We start from the raw sequence: 21,814 nt of genomic DNA, 5'->3' as shown, positions 1-21,814 counted from the left end.
GGACGAGCTATTTCGTGTCGGACCTTAATACCAGTTCAACCCGGCGGTTTTGCTTCTGCCCATCTTCATTGAAGTTATTAGCAACGGGCGCATACTCACCTACCCCTTTTGCTACCAACTGTCTTTTGGGGATTTGATATTCGCTGGTCAGCGCTTTCACCACAGACTTTGCCCGCTTATCAGCAAGCTTTTGGTTGTAGGATTCGCTGCCTTTGTCATCGGTATGGCCCACCACATAAAATTTCCAGTCTGAATGTGCTTTCAGATAGGTCGCCAGTGTATTAATCACCGCTTTCGACTCTGGTAACATCTGATCGCTGTCGAACTCAAACAGCAAGCCATCCAACGCCACATGCCCCGTCTGTGCAATCTTGTCTGTTAATCCTTCGAGGTCGATAACTAAACGGTCATCTTTAAGTTCAGTTTCCTCGATAACTCTCAATTCTCCCCAAAGGCCACCGGAAAAACCGATCACGTAGACCATTGCATAAACATTGCCTTCCGGACGTTCAAGCTTATACAAGCCGTAAAATTGGTTTTCTTCAAAACCAAGATGAACAAGCGTGTTCAATTCCTCATGAAGCTTGTCTTCATCACCACACTCCTTTCCCTCACAACGAAATTGAGAAACAAAACCCAGTTTGCTTAACGCTGATTGGTAGTTGGCAAACACTTCGTATTCTGAATACTGCCTTGGCAGTTTGTACCCAATATCTGTGATTTTTCCATCTAAGGCTACAATCTGGTGCTCTCGCTTTTCTGTGACTGCCGTTAGCACTTTACTTCTCCCAAATCCAAGCTGGGTATACTCGACGATCCAGGCACCCGGAAGTCTCTGCACCATTGGATGATCTTTGCTACCTTGTCTGTCTTTACCGGATTTATCCTCAAAGGTCAGCACTTCTGCGGGCGCACTCAGATAGGCCCTATCCACCGATATCAAATCGAGTGGCTCTTCAATCACTTCAAGCACATCGACTTGCAAACTGGTATGCTGCTTTTGCGTTGCACTGATCACGGAGAGGTATATCGGTTTGGTGTCATCGCTCAGCTTTGCCACCAGAAAAGCGGGGGCTGTCTTGGAAATGGTGTCGTTTGGCTCTAACAACTGATACAAATTCTTTACCCTGCCACAGGCCTTTTCTTCACACTCAAACAGGATTTCTCCGCCCAACGCTTCAATTTGTGCTTTATAGTTATTTTTCAGGTGGAAAGGCTCATGCTTGGGCTGAAGCGTGTAGCCCAACCGGGTTAACCGTCCACCTTGCTTCTGCACAATGAGCTTTCCCTTTTCAAGCGCGATAACCAGAGGAAACTTGGTGTAATGTTGAACTGTTCTTTCTTTAAGTTCACTTTCCGGCGGCGCACTAAACAGCTCTCCAGCCGATGCAGTGGTTACCAGCAATGTCGCAAACGCAAAACCTAATGCGAATTTTATTTTTACTTTCCCTAGCCACAACTTCATTGCTTATCCCTCTTCAAAACACACTGTCTTTACGACAGTCGGTAACCACGACTTTGGACGATTTCACGTCTTCATAGGTCAAGTTAGGTGCATCATCCCCAGCAAACTTGGCGATAACTGCACCCGACCCCATAAGGGGTGCCAATTGGCCGCAATCACCAGGCTGTTCAATCACTATGTAGTCCATACCTGATTGAGTTAGCGAACCCCAGTCTCCAGAGTTCACGTTTGAAAATACGGAAGTCGCCGAAACATTGGAAAGATCGCCGAAGCTATGGATGGTGCTGCGATCGATCAGAATTTGAGAAAGAGACTCAGCACTGTTAAGTGGCGAGAGGGACTCAATCTCCCCACCACTGAGCATGACATCGTTGAGGTATGGGAACTGCGCCAAATCATTAAGACGGATCTTAGCGGCTTTTGGCAGTTCACAAATGACAGTAGACAGATCATTGACGCGTTCTGCTTGATCCATATCCGCAGACTGTTTTAGACATTTTTCGATTTGAGGATCGGCGAAAACCAACTCACTGATCAGCGTTGACAACGTTTCCTCATACCCATCTTGGGAATAGCCGTCTTCTAAGAAGTCGTCTTCAGGATAGCTGTCAGCATTCGTAAAAAATTCACCAGCAAACTCATCATCAAGCATTTCAGGCGGTAAATCGAAATCTGGGTCTTCAGCAAGAATGGCCTGCCCGACCAGCGCCTTAACAATGTCTTCTTCCACTTCATTAAACTGCTGCAGGATAGGTTCAGCATCCCCTACCACACAAAGGTTATGGGCCATGAAGGTTGAGGGAACTGTGGCCATTAACATGGCATTCATGTTCAACGCCATCATCACATCTGATGCTGCCATGTCAGTATTCGCGGCAGCTTTTAAGGAGGGAATCGCATCGGCAAAGTCATTAAGCTCGGTGATGCTTTGTCGGTATTCCGACACCAAATCCGGTCTGTAGCAGGTTGAGCTCTTATCTACTTTATCAAGGAAAGCTTTGTACTCAGTAACATAAGCATTCCCCAGAGAAGCGTTACTCCGAGCCAGTGAAGCTAAACGACCAAGGTCACCACTACGAACTGCTGTTAAAGGGCTTTCCGTCTTTTCAAGCACATCTGTCATGGCTGCGACAACTTCTTGGTAAGCCTCGCCGTTTTGCTGACTTTCTTCCATCAAGGATGCTGTCTTTCTTTGCAGATCTTCCACCAATTGAATGTTGTGCTCAATCTGCCCGTATGCCACGGAGGGCAAAGACAGCATGGAGACAAAGAACAGGGTTGCCAATTGACTTGCCTCACTGACTGCTTGGCACCTGGAATTCAACATACTCATTTCCTTTCTAACTGCCTAAACGACGCGAGCGTTCACTGGGCATCTACCATAAAAGGCTTGTTGCACATTTCGGCAATCTTCTTACCTTGATCAATCAATTTGGTTTGGCCGCCAGACATCAGTTTTACTCTTTCTCCGGTATCAAAAAGCATGACCAGCTCATGCAGTTTCCCACCGTGACTGTCACGGGAGCGAAGACTTCTTGCCACAGAAAATCCGCTGATAGTGTGGAGGTTTGCCTTTAGTCGATAGATGGGATAAAGGCTGGTAATTTGCCGGGTCAAGGTCCCTCTACGAAGATCTATTTGTATATGGTGGTCGAGAAACATCATGTGCCAGGCAAAACCAGACCACATTGCCCATGTGAGTATTGATTGCAGCGAATCCACGGTGCGATACCAAATCAAAAGCCCTGCCATCACAAAGAACAGAACACCGAAAAACCTCAGCAAACCACCACCGCCCAGATGAAGTTTTCGAACGCTGTTTGTTGTCTCATGAGTTGCATTCACCATGGCTTCACCCCTGAATCCAATTGAACACAAACAGCAACGCGCCAAGGGTTAATGTGAATGGGAACACCCAAAGCAGTCGCCATATCGAGCCCTCAACCTGATACTCAGCCCCTTCTACCCTCAATGGTTTGACGTGTCGAAGTTTGCCCGATAATGTTATTTCTAATGACCGACTTTCAGGCCAAGCAGTCACATTATCGATAGCCTCTATACCTGTTTGGTGTGAAAGGAAAAGCGCCATTTCCGCCGTTTGATCAAACTTACCTATGCTGTTTCTGGTCATGGAGTGCCCGTTCGCATTCAACTGCAACCAACAACCAGACTTATGTTGAACGATCGGCGTCACCTTGACATTGCAATCATGGATAGACCAAGAGGCTTTTTCAGGGGGTGCTTTTCCCCATCCCAGAAGATGAGAAACGCGATCACTGCTGAAAACAAAACGCTCAGTACGACGCATCAGAATAAGAGAAATAAGCAAAAGAAAGGCTGCCGCAATCAGAAAGAAGTACATCTGATTATCGCCTTCCATCCAGGAGACAAACGCCATGACGATTGATGCGCTCATTGGTACCAGCGCAATAAAGCCAAATACCTGCCAAATTTTCTGTTGCATCCCAATCAGGTAAAAATTTCCATCGGGATCTTGTTTGAGGTGATAACGTGCGCCCCAGTAAAGGTCGCTGTATTGCGTTTCCATCCACGTCCCTGCAGCTGGCAAGCCAAGATGAAACGATAATCTCCTCCCCACTCAACGTCGATATATCCATTGTTTTAATTATTGGACTCGTCACAAAACAATAAAAACCAAATCAACCCTCTCGTCAGGCAACTCCTTAATACCTCTTGCAACGATGGCGTCTGTTTTTCTTGTTGTATTACATGCCAGTGTAATCAGCAAGCTGCCGAAAGAAGCGCTGAGATTCGCATAGGATGAATACTATCCTCTGACCATTGAGATCATGGATATTTAAGTGAAGAAGAGAATTTGCATATTGAGCATCGTCTAACAAGCATCACTTATTGCCGACATCACCACACCTACTTAGAAAGCGTGCCCTCCCCTCCGTAGACTTGCAGTCAAAAGTGATCACGATGCCTGTTCTTTCAGCCAAACAACGAAGGGGCTGGCATATCTCAACCATTAAACCAGGGCAGCAATCGCTAATTTTTTCATTGAGTTATTCCTTCTTATTCATGCTCAACAATACGCGCAAGTATGGTGATTTTTTCAGAAAAAAGAAGGCGCTTTACTTAGCTTTACCTTGCTTTACGCTTGGTCAAATTGAAGGAATTGCTTCGCCGTTTGGGAAGGTGCTTCAATCATCGGAAGATGCCCCATATCCTTCATTACTTGCACTTCCGACTGAGGGACTAATTTGCCAAGGATATCAGCACCGGCAACGTGCAGGACACGGTCCTTGTCTCCCCAGGTAATAAGCGTGGGTTTGTCGAAGTCTTTGAGCACGGTATCCAGTGGCACAGTGAAATGGACTTGCCCGTCACAGAGGTGGTGGATCTGTTGGAAGATTTGGCTATTCAGCGGAAAGCTGGCTTCTGACCGTTTAGCGAGTTCTTTGACCATCACCCCAGGGATGAATGGTGGCTTATGAAATGCAAACGCCAAAAGTTCTCTGTATTGCTCGGCATCGCCTACCAATACAGTGGGACGTTCTTGCTGGCGTAACATGGCAAACATCTCGCTGTCTGGCGAGGTGGCCACGCCTAGTGGGTTAAGAAGCCACAAACTTAACACTTGATCAGGGTGCTCCACCGCGTAATTCCCCGCAATGTAGCCTCCCATAGAATTACCGCCAATGTGAAACTTCGACAAGCCAATAGACTCTGCAAATGCTTTAAGGCGCACCACCTGAGCAGGCACATCGTAATTTAAGTCAGGCTGTTTGAAGCTTTCTCCAAACCCCGGCAGGTCCGGCGCAATTACCCTGTACTTGCCAGTGAGATGCTTCGCCATTCTCACCCAGTTGTCTTTGTCGGCACCGAAGCCGTGAAGCAACAGAAGTGGCTTACCCGATCCACCTTCCAGATAGGCAATTTCGCCTTCTACGATATCCGATGTCTTTAAGGTCAAACCCGATATTCTTCGCTCAGCAGAAATACCAAGTTCGAACAGCTTTTCCGGTGGGGTCATTCGGTAAGCGACAATCCCAATCAGTATCAGTATCAGTATTCCGATGGAATAAAGCATGGTGAACCCTTCCCTGTAGAGAGTGGCAGACCGGTATTTCCATCCCGATCTTATTTAAAGCCTGAAAATGAGGGCCAGCATCAAGCCAACCGATATGCAAGAAACAAGTGTCCTGAACTGATTCCAACGATTCCAGTTGGGTTCAAAAGCCTCCCTTGCGTCGCGTAGTTCGTTTGCGCCCATTGTGTCCAGATTTAGGCGTTGAATCTGGTTGTTGAGAGGTATGTTGAAACGGATGGTAGGCAGTTGAACACCAAGCAGGTATAAGAGTGTGGCCGCCAAAAGCAACATCTGGCTTAATCCCGACGTACTTACTATTCCTAAAGCCAGTGTCGCCACAACCGCCAAAATAGAGCCGCCCCATACGAACATAAACAAGGGTTGGTTGTTTTGAATCACGCCGTCCATCACCTTGAAAGCATGCAAGAACGCTCTGTCTTCCAGCCGACGGATTCCAGGCATAACCACCACCGCAAATCCGAGTACCAAACCGGCAACGAGGGCGCAAAGCAAGGTTGCGAAAAAGAGAGAAAGTTGAAATAAAAACGGTGTGGTCATCCCTGCCTCAAGGTCAATTTATAGTTGTGTTCCTCAGTCATAGTAAGTGGCAATGTACAACGTTTATATCGAGATACCCGCAAAAACCAACGATAGTCAGGATAATCCACACCGATTTAGGAGGGGTGTTACTCGACTTGGTCTAAATAGTCTTCGTAGCCTTCAGCTTCCATTTCCTCTTTGGGAATAAAGCGTAGGGATGCTGAGTTGATGCAGTAGCGCAACCCACCCTGATCCTTGGGGCCATCCGTGAATACATGTCCCAAGTGGCTGTCACCGTGCTTAGAGCGAACTTCAACACGGCGCATGCCATGGCTGGTATCGAAGTGTTCTGTCACATGCTCTTTAAGGATAGGTTTGGAAAAGGAAGGCCACCCGCAACCAGAACTGAACTTGGCAGTGGAGGAAAACAACGGCTCACCAGAAACAATATCGACATAAATGCCCGATTCAAAATGGCGGTTGTACTCTCCTGAAAACGGGCGCTCCGTGCCGTTCTCCTGCGTCACGCGATACTGCTCCTCTGTGAGCTTGTCTATCACGTCCTGATCTTTAGAGTATGTCGTCATTTCAGTATCCAATGGTTTAGTAATGCCTCAAAAACCTAGTTACCAGAATGTGTATATTTTTGGCAACCTTCCAACAAAAAATGAAATAGGTTGATTCGCTGAGTGATCCCCATGATTGCTTGGGTTCACTTTTCCCAATATCGTCTCTTCTTTAGAACCTAAGGGAAGGTCGTGTTTATCTCGATACCTTGTATGCTGAAAGTGCACCTTCGACTTGGCTCTCAGGGGTTGTTTCCGAGAACAGAAAGTAGCTGGGAGCGATGATTGAGACGCTGGATTCGATGTTCACTTCAAAGATGTTTTTTATTGGGTAACGCTCGTCTGCCAGCTTCCGAAGTTCAGCCAGATACCCCGTCCATTCTGGGCTTTTAGCATCAATCACTCTGACCATTCCCTTTACCTTGAACCCACGCTGCTCGAAGACTTCAATAAAGGAAACACATACTTTGTTATTCGCCCGAATGTTCTTTTCACTGATGGGTGAGGCGACATTAGCAATGAGTAATTTGTTATCACCTAGTGCAATGAAAATCTCTTTAGGAGAAACATTAGGCATCAAATCCGCATCTACTGTGGCCAGCCAACAAAGCACACTTTTGTCAGCATACTCCTTGATATTCATTTAAGCCTCCAACTCCACTGACTTCATTCCTCTAATCGATAATGGAAAATAACAGTATCCTGAAGTGTAGTGACAGACGGCTTTATAGACAGATCCAATTTTTATAAGTTGACGGTTCCAATGTTAATCATAATCAGACCCTCCATTCGGCAAGATAGCAAGTTATATTCATCAAGAATTTTATTATTGAGAAATGCTTGTGTAATGCTGAGCGAGCTTCAAAGTAGCAACATTGCTCCATCCAAATTGTTGATCTTTTTATACATCATTGCCCTTTTTTCGCCACAATTGATCAGCAGTCTGCCCTCCTGTGAGTGACTTCCTTTGGTTTAATAATATTCGCCAGACTGATTAATAGCCTGACAACCACAACGCAAACATCATGGTTGATTACGGTTTCTAATCACTGGGTAACCGAAAGTTATCTTCCTTATTTCATAACCACTGGAGATGAAGTTATGCACACACTTTTGAAGGTAATCTTAATTTTCACGGCAATAATGTCTTTAAACGTTCAGGCTGCCATCATTGTTGTTAATTCAACGAACGGAGGCAGCGGCAGTACTTTATGCAGTTTGGCAGATGCTATTATCGCAGCGAACACTGGCGGCACTTCTGGCGGCTGTACTGCCGGGACCATTGGAGGCGACGAAATTCTCTTTGCCAGTAATTTGTCTAACAGCACAATAGTGTTAAGCGCAGACTTACCAACCATTACAGATGACCTGACCATCACCGGCCCTACAGGCAATAACACGATGACTGTCAGCGGTGATGATGCCTATTCGATTTTTGTTGTAGATGGGGTCAGACTAAATCTGTCAAATCTGGAGTTGGTACAGGGGTATGGCACAACTTCCAGTATCTTCGGGGCAAGCGGAGGGGCCATTGCCGCCCTATCCGGGGCCGTTGTGACCGCCACTGATAGTGAGCTCCTCAACAATGTTGCCCAAGGAGGTGGTGGGGCGGTCTATGCAGAATCATCTTCCACTGTCCACCTATCAAACAGCCTCATTTCAAACAATACAGCCAACTATGGCGGGGCTATTTATGCCCATCAAGGTGCTCAGATAGAGATTGCTGACTGTACCTTTTCGGACAACAGTGCATCCGCGGTAAGCTCTTCTTTTGGTGGCGCAATCGCCGCCTTTGGCGTGTTCTCGCCAACAAATATAGATATCCGCACAAGCCGTTTTTTAAGCAACTCCACTGTCGGTTATGGCGGCGCGATTTTTGCGGGTCCTGGGGTCGAAGCCAACGTGATAGACAGTATCTTTGAAGGCAACATTGCTCACACCGGAGGTGCTATTCGCATTCAAGCGGCGTCATCACAATTTGCGTCGCTAAGCGTTGCCCGAAGTGAATTCTTAAATAACCATGCCTGGGTTTATGCTGCAGCTGTTTACACTGAGGGTAATGTTGCTTTCGATGCGTTAAATAGCTCCTTTTCAAACAACCATGCCGGTGTTGAAGGTGGCGCCTTTTTCTTTTATTCAGGTGAGGTGAATCTGAACTCGATCATGGCCTCAGGCAACTCCGCATCAAGTGGGGGCGTGATGAGTGCCTGGGGCGATCCAGCATTCCCAAATATCGTCAATCTAACCAGAAGTTTCTTTTCAGAAAATAGCGCCAATGTCGGTGGGGCAATCGTTGCCAAATACAATGCGCACATCGTAGCCATTGACACAACACTCTCTGCCAACAGTGCAAATATTCATGGTGGCGCAGTCAAATCTGACATGAGTGTTGTTGAGCTAAGCAATAGCACGCTCTCAGGAAATCACTCTGGTATTGGTGGCGGGGCGTTTTATGCAAATAACAGCTCTGCGGTAAAAATAGACAACAGTACCTTTGCGGAGAACGATGGAGGCTCCCTATTTTCGTTTAATTCTACGGGTAGTGTATTGAGAAACACGGTCTTAGCGGGAGGTCATTGCGATTTGGATGGCACGAGTAATGTCACGCTTAATGGCGGTGTACACATTGATGATGGAACCTGTAATGCAACCTTGGTTGGCCCTTCTCAGTTAGCCCCTCTGAATTACAATGGTAGTGGTCCGATTCCCACTCATATGCCAATACCAGGTAGCCCGTTAGTTGATCATGGTGTTGGAGGCGCTGCCAGTAATCCGTTAACAGACCAGCGTGGACATCCTCGTATTGTGGGTATCGAGGTAGATATTGGCGCGGTAGAGTTGCCAGATCCTGCAGACAATTTTAACTAAGTGAACTTTTTATCTGATGGATATTGCCTATCACAATGCGCACCCTAGCTTATTGATTAGGAAGGTTTAAATTGTGATGATTGTTGGGGAAGAAGCTAGCTTTTCTCGAAGCGGTATCTTCCCCTCTCTAAATACCGAATGCGTCTATTTTCCCTTATCTTCGAAGATTCCCCCTCCCCCCTTTGCATTGCCCTTATTTCGCCACAATTGATCATCAACCTGCCCTCCTATGAGTGCCTTCCTTTGGTTTAATGGCATTCACCAAATCAATTGACACCTCTTTTACAGCTTAGGACTAGTTATGATTGAATTCCTTGCAGGGATAGTCATCCTCATCATCGTTGCCGTGTTCGGCTTTGGCGTATTTGCGCTCATCAAAGGCGGTGTTACCCGTTTCGGCGGTAATATTGAAACCCCCATCCTTAAAGCAAAAAACTCATTATTTCTAAAAGGCTTGCTTGCCGCCATGCTTTGCGTTCTGATTATTGCACCACTCGCAATGGTGCAAGACATGGCCTGGGAGCGTGAGAGCTTGTATCGCGATGTGGTCCATGAAATTGGCGAGTCTTGGGGCAGCGAGCAATTGCTGGCAGGCCCAGTGTTAGCATTACCCTATAGCTATGTGGTGAGCACCGAAGAAACCAACGACGACGGTGAACGAAAAGAGCGACGAACCGTGATGCAGGATGAATTGATCATCCTCCCCAAAACCCTCGATATCAACGCCCAGCTCAACCACGATTTCCGTGACCGTGGCATTTACCACTCCCTTGTTTACCAAAGTACGATTGAAGGTCAAGCCCAGTTTGATTTCGAGCTTCCTAACATCAACAACGTAGAACACGTCTATTTTGATTCAGCACGTCTGGTGTTCGGCCTTTCCGCTAATAAAGCGATTGATGGCGTTGATCTGTTTGAAGTGACAGGTGAAGGGTTGGAACCTCAAGCCAACCTGATGTCTGGCACTGGCGTAACCACAGAGGCACTTCGACGCGGCTTTCACCGCCCGGTGACTCTGGCTGGCACCCCGGTTCCTTTCACACTGGATTTTAAAATCCGCCTACGCGGATCGCAGGGTATTGGCTTTTTGCCTCTGGGCGAAACTTCCACCTTCAATCTCACAACAGATTGGCCACACCCCAGCTTCAGCGGCATGTTGCCCACAGAAAGAAACATCTCAGATTCAGGCTTTTCAGCGACCTGGGAAATCAGTCACCTCAGCCGTAACTACCCGCAAATTTTTAAGGAAACACGCGGCGCAAATCTGGTCGAAGCACAGTCCCACACCCAGCTTTTTGAGCCGATGACCCATTATGGGAAAGTCGAACGCTCCCTCAAATATGGCCTGCTGTTCGTCGCGCTGACGTTTATTGTGTTGCTGATGTTCGAGCTCAGTCAGGGTCACAGCCTTTCAATGCTGCAATACGTGATGGTGGGTGCGGCAATGACATTGTTCTATCTGGTGCTGCTGGCTCTCTCTGAGCACTTGGGGTTCACTATGGCTTATGTTGCTGCAGCCATGATGCCCATACTCAGCATCCCCGCGTATGTCGGCAGCGCAACAGGCAGCCGACGTGCTGGATTTCTCATGTTCTCGATGCTGCTTGGCCTCTATATCCTGCTTTATTCCATCCTGCGTCTTGAGGACTATGCCTTGTTGATGGGAAGCGGATTACTGGTTGTAGTACTACTTACCCTGATGTTCCTGACCAGAAAGCAGGCGAGCAGGACTAAAGAACAGCAGGGCGAGTAACAATCTCAGCAGAAAACGAGAAGAAAAAGAAAAGCGCTTTTTCAGCGCCTTTCTTTTGTAGGGTGGGTGGCGGTTTTGTTCCACCGCGATCTTGGCTTCACCGCTCTCGGCTTTTCGTCCTTCAGGTAGGCTGAAAAATCTGCAAGTGAATCCAAAACCACGTCGGGCGCTGCGTATCGGATGTCTACGCCATAGTTGTAGCCATAGCTAACACACACCGCACCACATCCGGCCGCTCTGGCGGCATTTACATCGTTAACACTCCCTCCAACCATCACGATCTGGTCAGGCTTGATTTGCAGCAACAACGCCGCCTCCAATAAGCCATCAGGTGAAGGTTTTGGTTCCTGCAAGGCATCTTTGCCCAGTACTAGACTGAAGTGGTTGCGAATACCCATATGGGTAAGTAAGTCATTAGCCAATGACGTTGCCTGATTGGTGACCACCACCATCGGCACTTTCTTTTTTGTTAGTTGGCGCAAACACACTTCTACTCCGGGATAGAGTTCAGCGCTGGCATGATTACGACGTTGATAAGCTTTTAAGAAGAGCGCGCTGCCCAGCCGGAAAACCGGATCGGGCACCGAGCCATCAATTTTTCGGGAAAGAATGCGGTGAATAAGCTTGTCTGAACCATCCCCCAACCAATCGCTGACATGATCAACATTCAGGCTGGGAAGTTTAAGGTCGGCGAGCATTTCTTCCGCAGCAAAGCGGACATCTGCTGCAGTATTCACCAAGGTACCGTCTAATTCAAAAACGACTGCTTTTACCGCTGTTGCTGGCAACATTGGTCACTCCATGTTTTTCTTATGATAAGGATCTCATCTGCAGATCCCAGAGTTCGCCAGAGCCACTACTGGCGCGCGTTTTTGGTGTCAGCCCTTTCAGTTCAATAAAGGCGAGGAGAATCAAGAATGCACTGTTGTTGTTCGCTAACCCTGACGACGTGTGCCTGCAAACTGAAGGCAGCAGTGCGTAAGAAATGACGTCGTATATCAAATTTAGCAGAGTCGTGGGAAAAGCAAACAGGACTAATTTCCCGTACGTTGTCTATGTTGTTGATCTTTGATCTCACAGTGCAAATCAATGACCTATCATACTGATTTAAAATGAAGTTAAATTGATAAAAACTTTTCAATTTATCTCATTTCAGGTGACAATTCCTGCGTGTGAAGTACAAGGTCTTGTATCCCACACTTACGGATCAACAACGTAAAAAAAAGCCTGCATTGGCAGGCCAAAAATAGAAGAAAACGCCAGCAATGGCAGTGGAGCTTCAGAAAGCGTTATTTGCGTAGTGGCCTCACGGTCGTGTTGTTAGCATCTGTCGGAAACGCTTCCACGCTGTTTTCGGAACGTGCATAGATATCACCGACATCCTTCCAGTAAATACCATTGAGCGACACCATGTAGTAACGGTCGTTTCTCATGTCAGCAATCAGGGCGCGACCAAAATTCATTAACTCGCAGTGGACATCATGGATAAATTCGCTGCGCACGGATTGCCTGCCAGTCAACTCAGTGATGTCTTTACGTGTCAGCCAGACATCAGAATGAGACTCAAAGCGCTCCTTCATCCAGGCCGCGAACTCTTTAGCACTTTTCATGGTGTCCTCCTTTGATTCGAGGAATCACACTTCCACTTATTTGAAGTGATATGTCTAAAGCCTAATTTGATCTTCATCACATCATGTATCGTTTATGCAACTTCACTTATAAAGCTTCACGACATCCACGTAATCAATTGATTAGCAAGCGCTAACATTTGCTATGGATTGCTCAGACAGAAATCCATCTGTCTCTCTTGCTATCGTCATGTATTGACGTAAACTAGCCCGCTTTTTTGACGCTGGAGATCTCCGATGTTTATCGGCTTCGACTACGGAACAGCAAACTGTTCTGTTGCCATGATGGAAAACGGCACACCGCGCCTGTTGACCCTTGAAGGCAATAGCCCATTTATTCCTTCCACCCTCTGCGCGCCTACCCGTGAAGCAGTGAGTGAATACCTTTGGCGTCACTTCAACATCAAACCCACCGATCAGGTTGGCGAGCAACTCCTGGGCCGTGCGGTCAGTTTTAACCGCGAAGAAGGCATTGATGTCGAGCCAGGTGATCTCCGTTTTGGCCGATCAGCACTCGATACTTACCTCGAGGATCCGGAAGAGGTTTACTACGTTAAATCCCCCAAATCTTTCCTCGGTGCCACCGGACTACGCGATGTGCAAATCAGCTTCTTTGAAGATCTGGTCTGCGCCATGATGGCGAACATCAAGCAGCAAGCCGAAGCTGAAACTCAGCAGGACATCTTGCAGACCGTTATCGGCCGTCCTGTTAATTTCCAGGGTATCGGCGGCGACAAAGCCAACGAGCAGGCTGAATCTATTCTTACCCGTGCAGCAAAACGCGCGGGCTTCAAAGACATCATGTTTCAGTTCGAACCGGTCGCCGCTGGCCTTGAATACGAAAGCACGCTGGAAAAAGACAGCACCGTGCTGGTTGTCGATATTGGCGGCGGTACGACCGACTGCAGCTTGATTGAAATGGGACCAAGCTGGCGAAACCAAGATGATCGTCGCGCGTCATTACTAGCCCACTCTGGCTGCCGTGTGGGCGGTAACGATCTTGACATCCATCTGGCCTTCGAACAGCTAATGCCGATGTTTGGTAAAGACTCGACCCTGCAACGCGGTATTGCGATGCCAGTAACCCAGTTCTGGAACCCAATTGCTATCAACAATGTGGTCGCGCAATCCGATTTCTATGCCTCCGCTAACCGCGCCGTGCTGGAGCAACTGATGCGTGATGCCAGTGAGCCAGAGAAAATTGCCCGCTTGCTGCGCGTTCACCGCGAGACACTGGGTTATCAGATTGTCCGCTGCGCTGAAGAGCTGAAAATCCGCCTCTCTGAGCACGATAGCGCACACATTGATCTGCCGATTGTTCAGGAAGTTCTGAGCGCGAATGCGACGTCACAACAGTTAGCTGAAGCCATCGCTAATCCAGTGACCAAAGTCAGCGAACTGGTCAACGATGCCTTAGCGCAGTCGGCGACCAAACCCGACGCTATCTTCATGACTGGCGGCAGTGCACGTTCGCCTATTTTGCGCGCGCTGTTAGAAAGCACTTTGCCTGGCGTACCTATCGTTGCGGGCGATTTCTTTGGCTCAGTCACCTCTGGCCTGGCACGTTACGCTGAGAAATCGTTTCGCTAGTATACGCTCATGAATACAACCCAAGGCGGGCATCCAGATGACCGCCTTTTTCATTTCAGCTCACTACCGCGAAAGCGTCTTCAAACGCTGACTCATAAAATCCTTCTTGCCCAAAGGCTCGCCAAACTGGTAATTCGACCACACCATCACAGTTCTTCGTCCATTTAACTCATTAGTCATGTCCAAATTCAGTGGACGCCATCGCCCGTTGTTCGGCAAGGTGTAATCGGTCAGCAATAAGGTTTTCTCATGAACACCGCGCCGGTTATAGAAATCCACCTTTTGCGCTCTGAATTCGTCTGTATCCACCCAGATCACCCGCTTGGTATACCCGGAATTTTCACTTTTCGGGTAGGTTTCGATCACTTCACAGGTCATATCACTGCCGGGGCAGGATTCGGTGCGCAGCCATTTGTAGGTGTATTCATCCACTTCCTGCTTCGCCAAGTCCTCATACGAAAATTCGGACGAGACAAACTTGCCGGACACGTTGGAGCTGGAGATGCGCTTAGTTCGCGCAGCAGCGGGAAGGTAGAGCCACTGGTTATCATCTTCCGGTTCCGTTTTGGCATGGGTTAACAACGCAATCCCCCGCATGTCTCCGGGCGATTCAAACACCAGCACATTGTATTCGCTGGGAATGTTACCGAGATCTTCCAGCGTTAAGCTTCGAAACGATCGTTTCACTTCCCGGTTGCCCAAATAGAGGATCATTTCCCCATCGGCGCGGGACGTGCCATATCCGCTATAGGATTGATCCATCTTCTCTGCAATTTCCCGCCCTTTCTCGGCATCATTTGCCATCACGCTGACTGACAATGGCATGAGCACTGAGAGCAGCATCCAAGGTAGACATTTCACCATCTCAAACCTCCTGTACGGTGTGTTGTCGCAACTTTCGATCAGCGGTGATCAGCAGCGCGGGAACAAAGAGAAAATCGTAAAGTAATGCGGTTATCACCACACCAAAAGCCAACAAACCCAAGTTAGCGTTGATGGCAAAGCTGGATGTTGTCATCACAGCGAAACCAAGGGCAATGACAACCGTGGTCACCAGCAGCGCCAAACCCACACCGGAATACACATCAGTGACCGCTTGCTCAACCGTTCTGCCTTTCCGCCTCGATTCTTGATACTTGGTCAGGATATACACGGTGTCATCCACCACGATCCCCATCACCATGGCACCAACCACAGAAACTGCGAGATTGATTTCGCCGACGAAATACCCCCAGAGACCGAACACAATCAAGATAGGCAGTAAGTTCGGAATCAGGCTGAACAGCCCCATTCTCCAGGACCGCCATGCCAGGGAAAGCAGGAATGAAATAGTAATGATGGTCACCAGATTCCCCATCAGCATCGACTGGCTATTGCGCTCTGACACGTAAGCAAATGCCAGCGACAGTCCTGTGCCTGCGGTTCCCGAGAGTAGAGGGGCGTTTTCCAGCATCCATTCATTGGCCGCTTTTTCAATGGCAATGGTTTCTGCTGACGACAGGTTGTCTGTCATGATCGATAAGCGGGACGACGCGTAATCCGGCGTCACCCGATCACTCAGGCTGTGTCCATAGGGCGCAGAGATCTCGTAGGTTGTCAGCAACTGAGCGCTCAGATAAGGGTCGTCCGGGATGACAGCAGAAGGCGTGTTGTTAAATGCCTGATGCAGTCTGGCAAGATGATCAGGCAAGGCAATCACGGCATTGACATAGGGTTGCTCACGCAGCCAATCAGCAAACGCATCGAGCTGTTTGAGATAATCCGGATCAGCGACCGTTTTTCCTTCCGGCGCGTCAAACGAATACTCAATCAAGCCCATGCCGCCCCAGTGATTCTGCACAAGATCTGTCTGCACACGAAAGCTGTTCCGGTTATCAAAATACTCCACGAAATTGTCGTTGAACTGGATAAGCTGTAGCCCCAGCAACGCGGTGACAGCCAGCGTCAAAAAGACAAACAAAAGCCAACGCGCGTGGCCAATAACCTTTGCCGCCAGCTGCCCAAACTGGATTTTCGGCAGCTTTGGCAGTGGCTTTTGCCTGCGGCCTAACCAGGACTTCAACACCAGAGGCGTGATAGTGAGGTTCACGACAAGACTGGTTAACACCCCTAAGGCTGCAATGGTGCCCAACTCACCGAAGGGCTCTACGTCAGAGAAGTTAAGGCTCATAAACCCAACGAATGTGGTCAGGTTGGTCAAAGAAAGGGGAACCACGTTATAGGCCATGGCACCCAACACCACGTTGAGAGGTTTGGCGTTGGTCATGTTTTGTCTGAGGTGATAGGTTTTCGAAATAATATGGACGACGTTCGCTACCGCCAGTACCAGTATGATCAGCGGTGCAGCGCCGGAGGCGGTATTCAGTTGAAAGCCCATCCAGGCGACAGCGCCAATCGCACCGATAATGCTGAGTAGGATCACCATCAACACGGTAAGCGAAGGCACGACGGCACGAAACAAAACGCCGATGAGCACCAACACCAGCACAATCATCGCAGGTACCAGGGAACCGGAATCCGCATCGCTGGCTTCATTCAGGGCGTAGTCAAGCATGACCAGGCCCGTAAGGTAGATTTGATAGCCGGGATAAGCGTCGAGGTATTTTTGCTGCAACTCGCGGGCATGAAGCGCCACTTTCTTCACGGCCAATAGGTCTTCACTGGACATGGCAACGGTCAGAAACACCGTGGTAACTTCGCCGTTTTTGTCTGTCAGGTTACCTTTTACATCAGGCCGCTCCCTGAAAAATGTTGCCAATGTTTCCTGAGTTTCGAGTTTGGCTTCGTCCCCCGCCAGCACCAGATCATCAACAATCATTCCGCCGCCATCGGCATCAGCGACAGGGTCAATAAAGTTCACCAACGAGGTAACTTTTCGCGCATAAGGAGCCAACCAGAGTTCGTCGGTCAGATTTCTGATCAAAGCCAGTGTCTCAGGGCTCGACGCCGACTCACCCTCTGGTGGCACCACCACGAACATGACATTTTCATCTTTGGAATAATTAGCTTCCAACTCATCCAACGCGATTTTTTCCGGCGATCCGACAGCCAGGAAAACCCGAGCTGAGTTGTTCACTTCCAGCTTTGCCAATCCACCCGCCAGTAGCAGTAATGCACCCAGCACAAGCAGCAAGGTCAGTTTTGGACGAGCTAGTGCTGAAGAAACCAAACGCATGAGCCACTGCTCCATGCCCTGCGTTTTAGTCTGGTAATTACTCATTAAACACGCGTCCTTTTTTCTCGTTGTACAACGCCATAAACTGCGACTGACAAATGCGGATTGTTGGCAACAGCGCTTCGACAAAGTCGAGCCCTTCGGCTTTCATGACCGTGATACTGGGACGGTCAAACATCCAGTTACGGCTGGCGATCTCTAAATTGGTGCGACAAAACGCATTGAACGCCCGCACGCGAGGCGACAGGCCGCGATAGTCGAGCGCATCATTGGTGGGTGCCCATTCCAGTGAATCGGGATGGCCGATATCGTCAAAAAGCAATGCCCAGAGCTCTTCCATCGTTGGGACGTGTGAGGAATCGGATGTCAGGTTAATGATCCGGCTACGCCAAGGTTTTCTGAGGGTGAAGCGCATAACTGCAATCACTGCGTCCTGATGGACAAAATTCATTCTCGCCTGTGGGCAGGCAAGGCGCATCACATCTATATGGCCGGGCAGTAATCGCTTAGCGCCATCCCAAAGTTGGTAAATGCCATAACGTTTGCCGGCATAGTGACCGGTGCGGCTGTCGCCAATCACCACAGAAGGGCGCACAATCAAATAGTCGAGCCCGGACGTAGCAACCAGTTGTTCGGCTTTCCGCTTGGTTTGGGTATAGAAGGTGGGGTCATCCCCCTCATCCCCGTATATCCGCTCTTCAATTTTCCCGTTGCTCACGGCAGGTGCAAACGCGGTGGAAATGTAAATGTGCTTTTCGATGCCTTTTGCTTTGCACTGCGCCAATATCCAGTCCGTTAGGGTGATATTGACGGCATTGAGGTTTTCTTCATTGAAGTATTCCACCGACCCAATGCAATTGATCACCATCTCTACCCCTTCAAGTTCCGGGGCATCAAACAGGTCATCATTAAACTGAACCGTGGTGAACCCTAAGGTCGCATCACCGTCAATCTGCGGCATAGGCTCACCTGAAGCCTCGAGGGTGTCGCAGGCCAGCTTTGTAATGTCCTGCTTCAGTTCCTCAAAGGTTTCAGGATCCCGTGAAGCAATCACCAGTTCATGATGGGCTTCCATTAGGACTGATGCCGCGACAAGACGGCCGACATATCCATTTGCCCCGAGCACGAGAATTCGCATAGGCATCCTTCCTTGTTAAGGCCGGACGAAGTCTTCACTCCGTCCGGCTTTTCACCTCAGTGACAGCAGCGGTTGCCTGAAAGATCCGCTTTGTCTTTTGGTTGCCATTTGGAGGAATCATCATCCACCAGCGAAGAGAGCAAAGGCGCGACACGGTTTGGATCCAAACCAATGCGATCGATTTTCTCCATGTAGGTGTCAATGGCATCAATCCGAAGCTGATCCAAATCTTGCTCAATCACAACCAGAGAAACGGTGGAGCATTTGATACTGAGTTGGTCACAGAGGCTGAAGCAGTTGTAGTTCACCATGCTCATCATGGCCGGCATCACGGCCCGGTGTGCCAGCTCAAAGGCGCAATGCACCTCTTCGGCATCGTTGTCGAGCATGCGGTGAATTTCATCGACGCCATGCTGAAGGTGCGCCACCTCCTCGGCATAGATGCTGGCAGCGAGACTGGTAGTGTGCTTATCGGTGTTACGTTGCAGGGCGGTGTACGCCACGGTAGCAAAGGTTTCCACCATGATGTCCTGCGCGATAATGCAGGAGGTTAGATCCCCCTCACGCGCTCGGTCTTTGACGAAGCGGCCGATCTCTTTCCATTGCGGTTCAACCATGGTTTTCATGGTGGGAAAGTTGATGTGCTGACCAAGTTTGGTCAGGGCATTGATGTGTCCGCCTTCGTCTCTCGCCTGCTTCACCACATGGATTTTTTCATCCACATCTTCGATAAGCGGCACTATGGTGGTGTAGTTGTTCACCGCCATGATTTCACCGGAAATGGTGTTCGTGACGACATAGGCAAGCAGGTCTTTGTAGGCTTGGTTTTCAACACGTTGTGTTTCAGTCATTAGGTTTGACACGTCTTTTCTCCTTCATATCCACTGAACAGTGACGTTGATAGGGAAAGCCGGCGACAGAGAAGCAGATACAGTGCAATGCTTCTTGAAATTCCGTTCTATGGACGCGCGGTTCTGACTGCTTAGGCCGCCTCCATCATTCGCCTTAATCGCCACATTAATTTCTTTGATCCTCGGGTAACCCTCTGGCCCCTTGTAAACCGCGATTTGAGCGTCGGTCACGATACACTCTTGCTCTGTCTTGGCACCATGAAAGCGCATGTGCTCCAGCAAAGAAGCTGACAGGCAATGCCCAACCGCGCTTCCTAGTAGCGCCGGGGTTGAAGGGCCACTGTTGTTACCAACAGGATCGGGTTCGTCACTCAAATAAGGCTCGCCCGCCTGATTGCCATGCTCACTGGCGACATTCTTAAACTGGTAGTCCGATTGGTAGGTCAGCTGCACATCGAACAGCCGGGTGTCTTTCGATTTCAGTTCCATACACTTTCATTCCTTGCCATGGAGGGGTTGAGAGCAACAGCATCCTGGTTCTCTGTCGCCGAGGGTAAGTGGTTACAGGCTTGAATCGCGGTGACGACGCCCTCCTTCATGTCCACTCTTGCGGTACATGCTTCCAGGCATCCATCCAAACGGTGGGACGCCATCAAGATCGTCGTGCCAGACTGCTGACGTTCCAACAGGATTTGATTCACCTTTTGTGCATTGGCTTCGTCGAGTGCTGACAACGGCTCGTCCATCAGCAGTAAATCCGGGTCGCCCACCAGCGCGCGGGCAATAGATACCCGCTGCTGCTGGCCACCGGAAAGCTCCGGCGGGTAGCGATGGGCAAACTTGGCAATACCCAGTTCTTCCATCACCAGCAACGCCTTCTGGTGCTTTTCATGAATGCAGCGTTTCTCGCGGCACTCAAAGCCCATACAGATGTTTTCCAGCGCGGTTAACTGGTCAAACAGAGCTGGCGTCTGGAACACAGTGCCTGTTCGGGTGCCCGGACAGCACTCCCATTTACGACACCAGCAATCGACAGGCACCCCAAATTTGAGCACCTGTCCGCCGCTGAGTGGCGTGAGGTTATTGAGCACACTCAGCAAGGTGGATTTACCGCAACCACTTGGCCCAACCAACATGTACCAGGCACCGGTAGGCACAGTCAGGTTGACGCCATTGAGGACCGATACTGAGTCCTGACTGGATGATTGGCCGAACCAATCACCGAAAAAGCCGGATGTTTCACCAGACCCAACGTCGACTTTGGCTTCCTGAAGCACCAAAGCGGGTAGCGAAAGGTTGGGCGCGGGTGAGGGTTGGCGTGAAAACATATCTGTCTCTCCCATTAGCCTTGCGGCCAAACCTCAATGCGATTTTCGAGCGGCATTGGGGTTTCGCTGTCCGGGCCAAACCAGCGGTTATAGATGGTGAGGTATTCACCGCTCGATTCGATTTCCTGCAACGCACGGTTCACGGCATCGCGCATCTTGCTGTCGTTTTCAATCACCCCGAGACCATCTTGTTTCATCCCGATGGCTTCACCGGTCAATACCGTGAGTTCAGGGTTGGGTTTGGCGTAACTGGCCAAGACTTCCGCATCTTCCGCCCAGCCGGCAATCTTGCCCGAGAGCACCGCATTCATGGCGATTTGCTTATTACCGAACTCGATGATGTCTTCTTCATTGACCGGGTGGCCGTTTTTCTCCAGCCAATGCTTCCAGTTGCCAATCGAGTGACTGCCACGGTTCATGCCCACCTTTTTGCCCACCAGATCTTCCAGTGATTTTGCGCCGTCCTTTCTCACCAAAAAGGTTTGTGCCGACCAAAAGTAGGTTTGAGAAAAGTCCACAGCATCATCACGTTTCCAGGTATGGCTCATGGATGCTGCAGCCATGTCTATCTTGCCGTTTTGCAGGTAGGTGATGCGGGTAATTTCATCCACGGGAACACGCTTCATTTTCACGCCAAGCTTATCGGCCACGGCGCTGGCGATATCCACATCGAACCCTACCCAATCACCCGCTTCATTGATGAAAGAGTGAGGAGGATTATCCTGACGGATACCGACGACGAGCTCTCCACGTTCTTTCATCCTGTCGATCACAGAGCCTTTTTCATCTGCCTGGGCTGGGTAAAATACAAGGGTTATCCAAGCACAAATAAACAAACCCAATTTGCGGAACATA

20 protein-coding genes are annotated in these 21,814 nt (G+C 49.2%); 3 read left to right on the top strand and 17 right to left on the bottom strand.

Annotated elements, in window-relative coordinates; translation table 11 throughout:
* Window positions 1-7 precede the first annotated feature (7 nt).
* The 8 genes from VP504_RS20920 to VP504_RS20885 all read right to left on the bottom strand — a co-directional run bounded on the left by VP504_RS20920 (window position 8) and on the right by VP504_RS20885 (window position 7,271).
* Entirely contained in the window at window positions 8-1,465 is a 1,458-nt protein-coding gene (locus VP504_RS20920) for an OmpA family protein (RefSeq protein WP_325895286.1), read from the bottom strand.
* A gap of 13 nt (window positions 1,466-1,478) precedes the next feature.
* Window positions 1,479-2,792 (bottom strand): hypothetical protein, encoded by a 1,314-nt coding sequence (locus VP504_RS20915; protein WP_325895285.1) that lies wholly within the window; start codon window positions 2,790-2,792, stop codon window positions 1,479-1,481.
* A gap of 38 nt (window positions 2,793-2,830) precedes the next feature.
* Complete coding sequence (locus tag VP504_RS20910; RefSeq protein ID WP_325895284.1) at window positions 2,831-3,313, bottom strand: hypothetical protein; 483 nt, start codon at window positions 3,311-3,313, stop codon at window positions 2,831-2,833.
* 4 nt (window positions 3,314-3,317) lie between these two features.
* The gene (locus tag VP504_RS20905) at window positions 3,318-4,013 is read right to left on the bottom strand and encodes a hypothetical protein (protein ID WP_325895283.1); all 696 of its coding nucleotides are present in this window, start codon (window positions 4,011-4,013) and stop codon (window positions 3,318-3,320) included.
* A 570-nt stretch (window positions 4,014-4,583) separates the two neighbouring features.
* On the bottom strand, window positions 4,584-5,522 hold the full coding sequence (locus VP504_RS20900) for an alpha/beta fold hydrolase (protein ID WP_325895282.1): 939 nt from the start codon (window positions 5,520-5,522) through the stop codon (window positions 4,584-4,586).
* Between the two features lie 54 nt (window positions 5,523-5,576).
* Window positions 5,577-6,080: an anthrone oxygenase family protein gene (locus VP504_RS20895; RefSeq protein ID WP_325895281.1), complete on the bottom strand. Its 504-nt coding sequence runs from the start codon at window positions 6,078-6,080 to the stop codon at window positions 5,577-5,579.
* A 128-nt stretch (window positions 6,081-6,208) separates the two neighbouring features.
* Window positions 6,209-6,649, bottom strand: coding sequence for a peptide-methionine (R)-S-oxide reductase MsrB (gene msrB, locus VP504_RS20890; RefSeq protein WP_325895280.1), 441 nt, complete (start codon window positions 6,647-6,649; stop codon window positions 6,209-6,211).
* Between the two features lie 175 nt (window positions 6,650-6,824).
* The gene (locus VP504_RS20885; protein ID WP_325895279.1) at window positions 6,825-7,271 is read right to left on the bottom strand and encodes a pyridoxamine 5'-phosphate oxidase family protein; all 447 of its coding nucleotides are present in this window, start codon (window positions 7,269-7,271) and stop codon (window positions 6,825-6,827) included.
* Between the two features lie 500 nt (window positions 7,272-7,771).
* Between VP504_RS20885 and VP504_RS20880 the strand changes: the two genes are divergently transcribed.
* Both VP504_RS20880 and creD read left to right on the top strand, forming a co-directional pair.
* A complete protein-coding gene (locus tag VP504_RS20880; protein ID WP_325895278.1) occupies window positions 7,772-9,496 on the top strand; it encodes a choice-of-anchor Q domain-containing protein in 1,725 nt (574 codons plus the stop codon).
* Between the two features lie 301 nt (window positions 9,497-9,797).
* Complete coding sequence (gene creD / locus VP504_RS20875; protein WP_325895277.1) at window positions 9,798-11,249, top strand: cell envelope integrity protein CreD; 1,452 nt, start codon at window positions 9,798-9,800, stop codon at window positions 11,247-11,249.
* 41 nt (window positions 11,250-11,290) lie between these two features.
* Here creD and VP504_RS20870 read toward each other — a convergent pair whose 3' ends face one another.
* Together VP504_RS20870 and VP504_RS20865 are read right to left on the bottom strand one after the other, a co-directional pair.
* Window positions 11,291-12,040 carry a phosphoglycolate phosphatase gene (locus VP504_RS20870; RefSeq protein ID WP_325895276.1) on the bottom strand — a complete coding sequence of 250 codons (750 nt, stop codon included), beginning with the start codon at window positions 12,038-12,040 and terminating at the stop codon, window positions 11,291-11,293.
* A gap of 498 nt (window positions 12,041-12,538) precedes the next feature.
* Window positions 12,539-12,859, bottom strand: a complete 321-nt coding sequence (locus tag VP504_RS20865) for a hypothetical protein (protein WP_325895275.1) — start codon at window positions 12,857-12,859, stop codon at window positions 12,539-12,541.
* 255 nt (window positions 12,860-13,114) lie between these two features.
* Here VP504_RS20865 and yegD point away from each other — a divergent pair, with 255 nt between their 5' ends.
* Window positions 13,115-14,467, top strand: a complete 1,353-nt coding sequence (yegD, locus tag VP504_RS20860) for a molecular chaperone (protein WP_325895274.1) — start codon at window positions 13,115-13,117, stop codon at window positions 14,465-14,467.
* 63 nt (window positions 14,468-14,530) lie between these two features.
* Here yegD and VP504_RS20855 read toward each other — a convergent pair whose 3' ends face one another.
* From VP504_RS20855 to VP504_RS20825, 7 genes are read right to left on the bottom strand one after another with little or no spacing between them, the layout of a single operon-like run.
* Window positions 14,531-15,331: an outer membrane lipoprotein-sorting protein gene (locus tag VP504_RS20855; RefSeq protein ID WP_325895273.1), complete on the bottom strand. Its 801-nt coding sequence runs from the start codon at window positions 15,329-15,331 to the stop codon at window positions 14,531-14,533.
* Window position 15,332: 1 nt separating this feature from the next.
* Window positions 15,333-17,687: an efflux RND transporter permease subunit gene (locus tag VP504_RS20850; RefSeq protein ID WP_325895272.1), complete on the bottom strand. Its 2,355-nt coding sequence runs from the start codon at window positions 17,685-17,687 to the stop codon at window positions 15,333-15,335.
* The gene (locus tag VP504_RS20845) at window positions 17,680-18,780 is read right to left on the bottom strand and encodes an NAD-dependent epimerase/dehydratase family protein (RefSeq protein WP_325895271.1); all 1,101 of its coding nucleotides are present in this window, start codon (window positions 18,778-18,780) and stop codon (window positions 17,680-17,682) included. Before VP504_RS20845 ends, VP504_RS20850 begins: the two co-directional genes overlap by 8 nt.
* A gap of 56 nt (window positions 18,781-18,836) precedes the next feature.
* On the bottom strand, window positions 18,837-19,643 hold the full coding sequence (locus tag VP504_RS20840; RefSeq protein ID WP_325895270.1) for a ferritin-like domain-containing protein: 807 nt from the start codon (window positions 19,641-19,643) through the stop codon (window positions 18,837-18,839).
* A 12-nt stretch (window positions 19,644-19,655) separates the two neighbouring features.
* Window positions 19,656-20,120, bottom strand: coding sequence for an OsmC family protein (locus VP504_RS20835; protein ID WP_325895269.1), 465 nt, complete (start codon window positions 20,118-20,120; stop codon window positions 19,656-19,658).
* Window positions 20,111-20,959, bottom strand: coding sequence for an ABC transporter ATP-binding protein (locus VP504_RS20830; RefSeq protein WP_325895268.1), 849 nt, complete (start codon window positions 20,957-20,959; stop codon window positions 20,111-20,113). The genes VP504_RS20835 and VP504_RS20830 overlap by 10 nt, the downstream gene beginning before the upstream one ends.
* Window positions 20,960-20,973: 14 nt before the next feature.
* Entirely contained in the window at window positions 20,974-21,813 is an 840-nt protein-coding gene (locus VP504_RS20825) for a transporter substrate-binding domain-containing protein (protein ID WP_325895267.1), read from the bottom strand.
* Between the last annotated feature and the right edge of the window lies 1 nt (window position 21,814).

Source organism: Grimontia sp. NTOU-MAR1 (genome assembly GCF_035758505.1).
Lineage (GTDB): Bacteria > Pseudomonadota > Gammaproteobacteria > Enterobacterales > Vibrionaceae > Enterovibrio > Enterovibrio marinus.
Note: the sequence above shows the minus strand (reverse complement) of the source record. Positions and strands in the feature narration are given on the sequence as shown.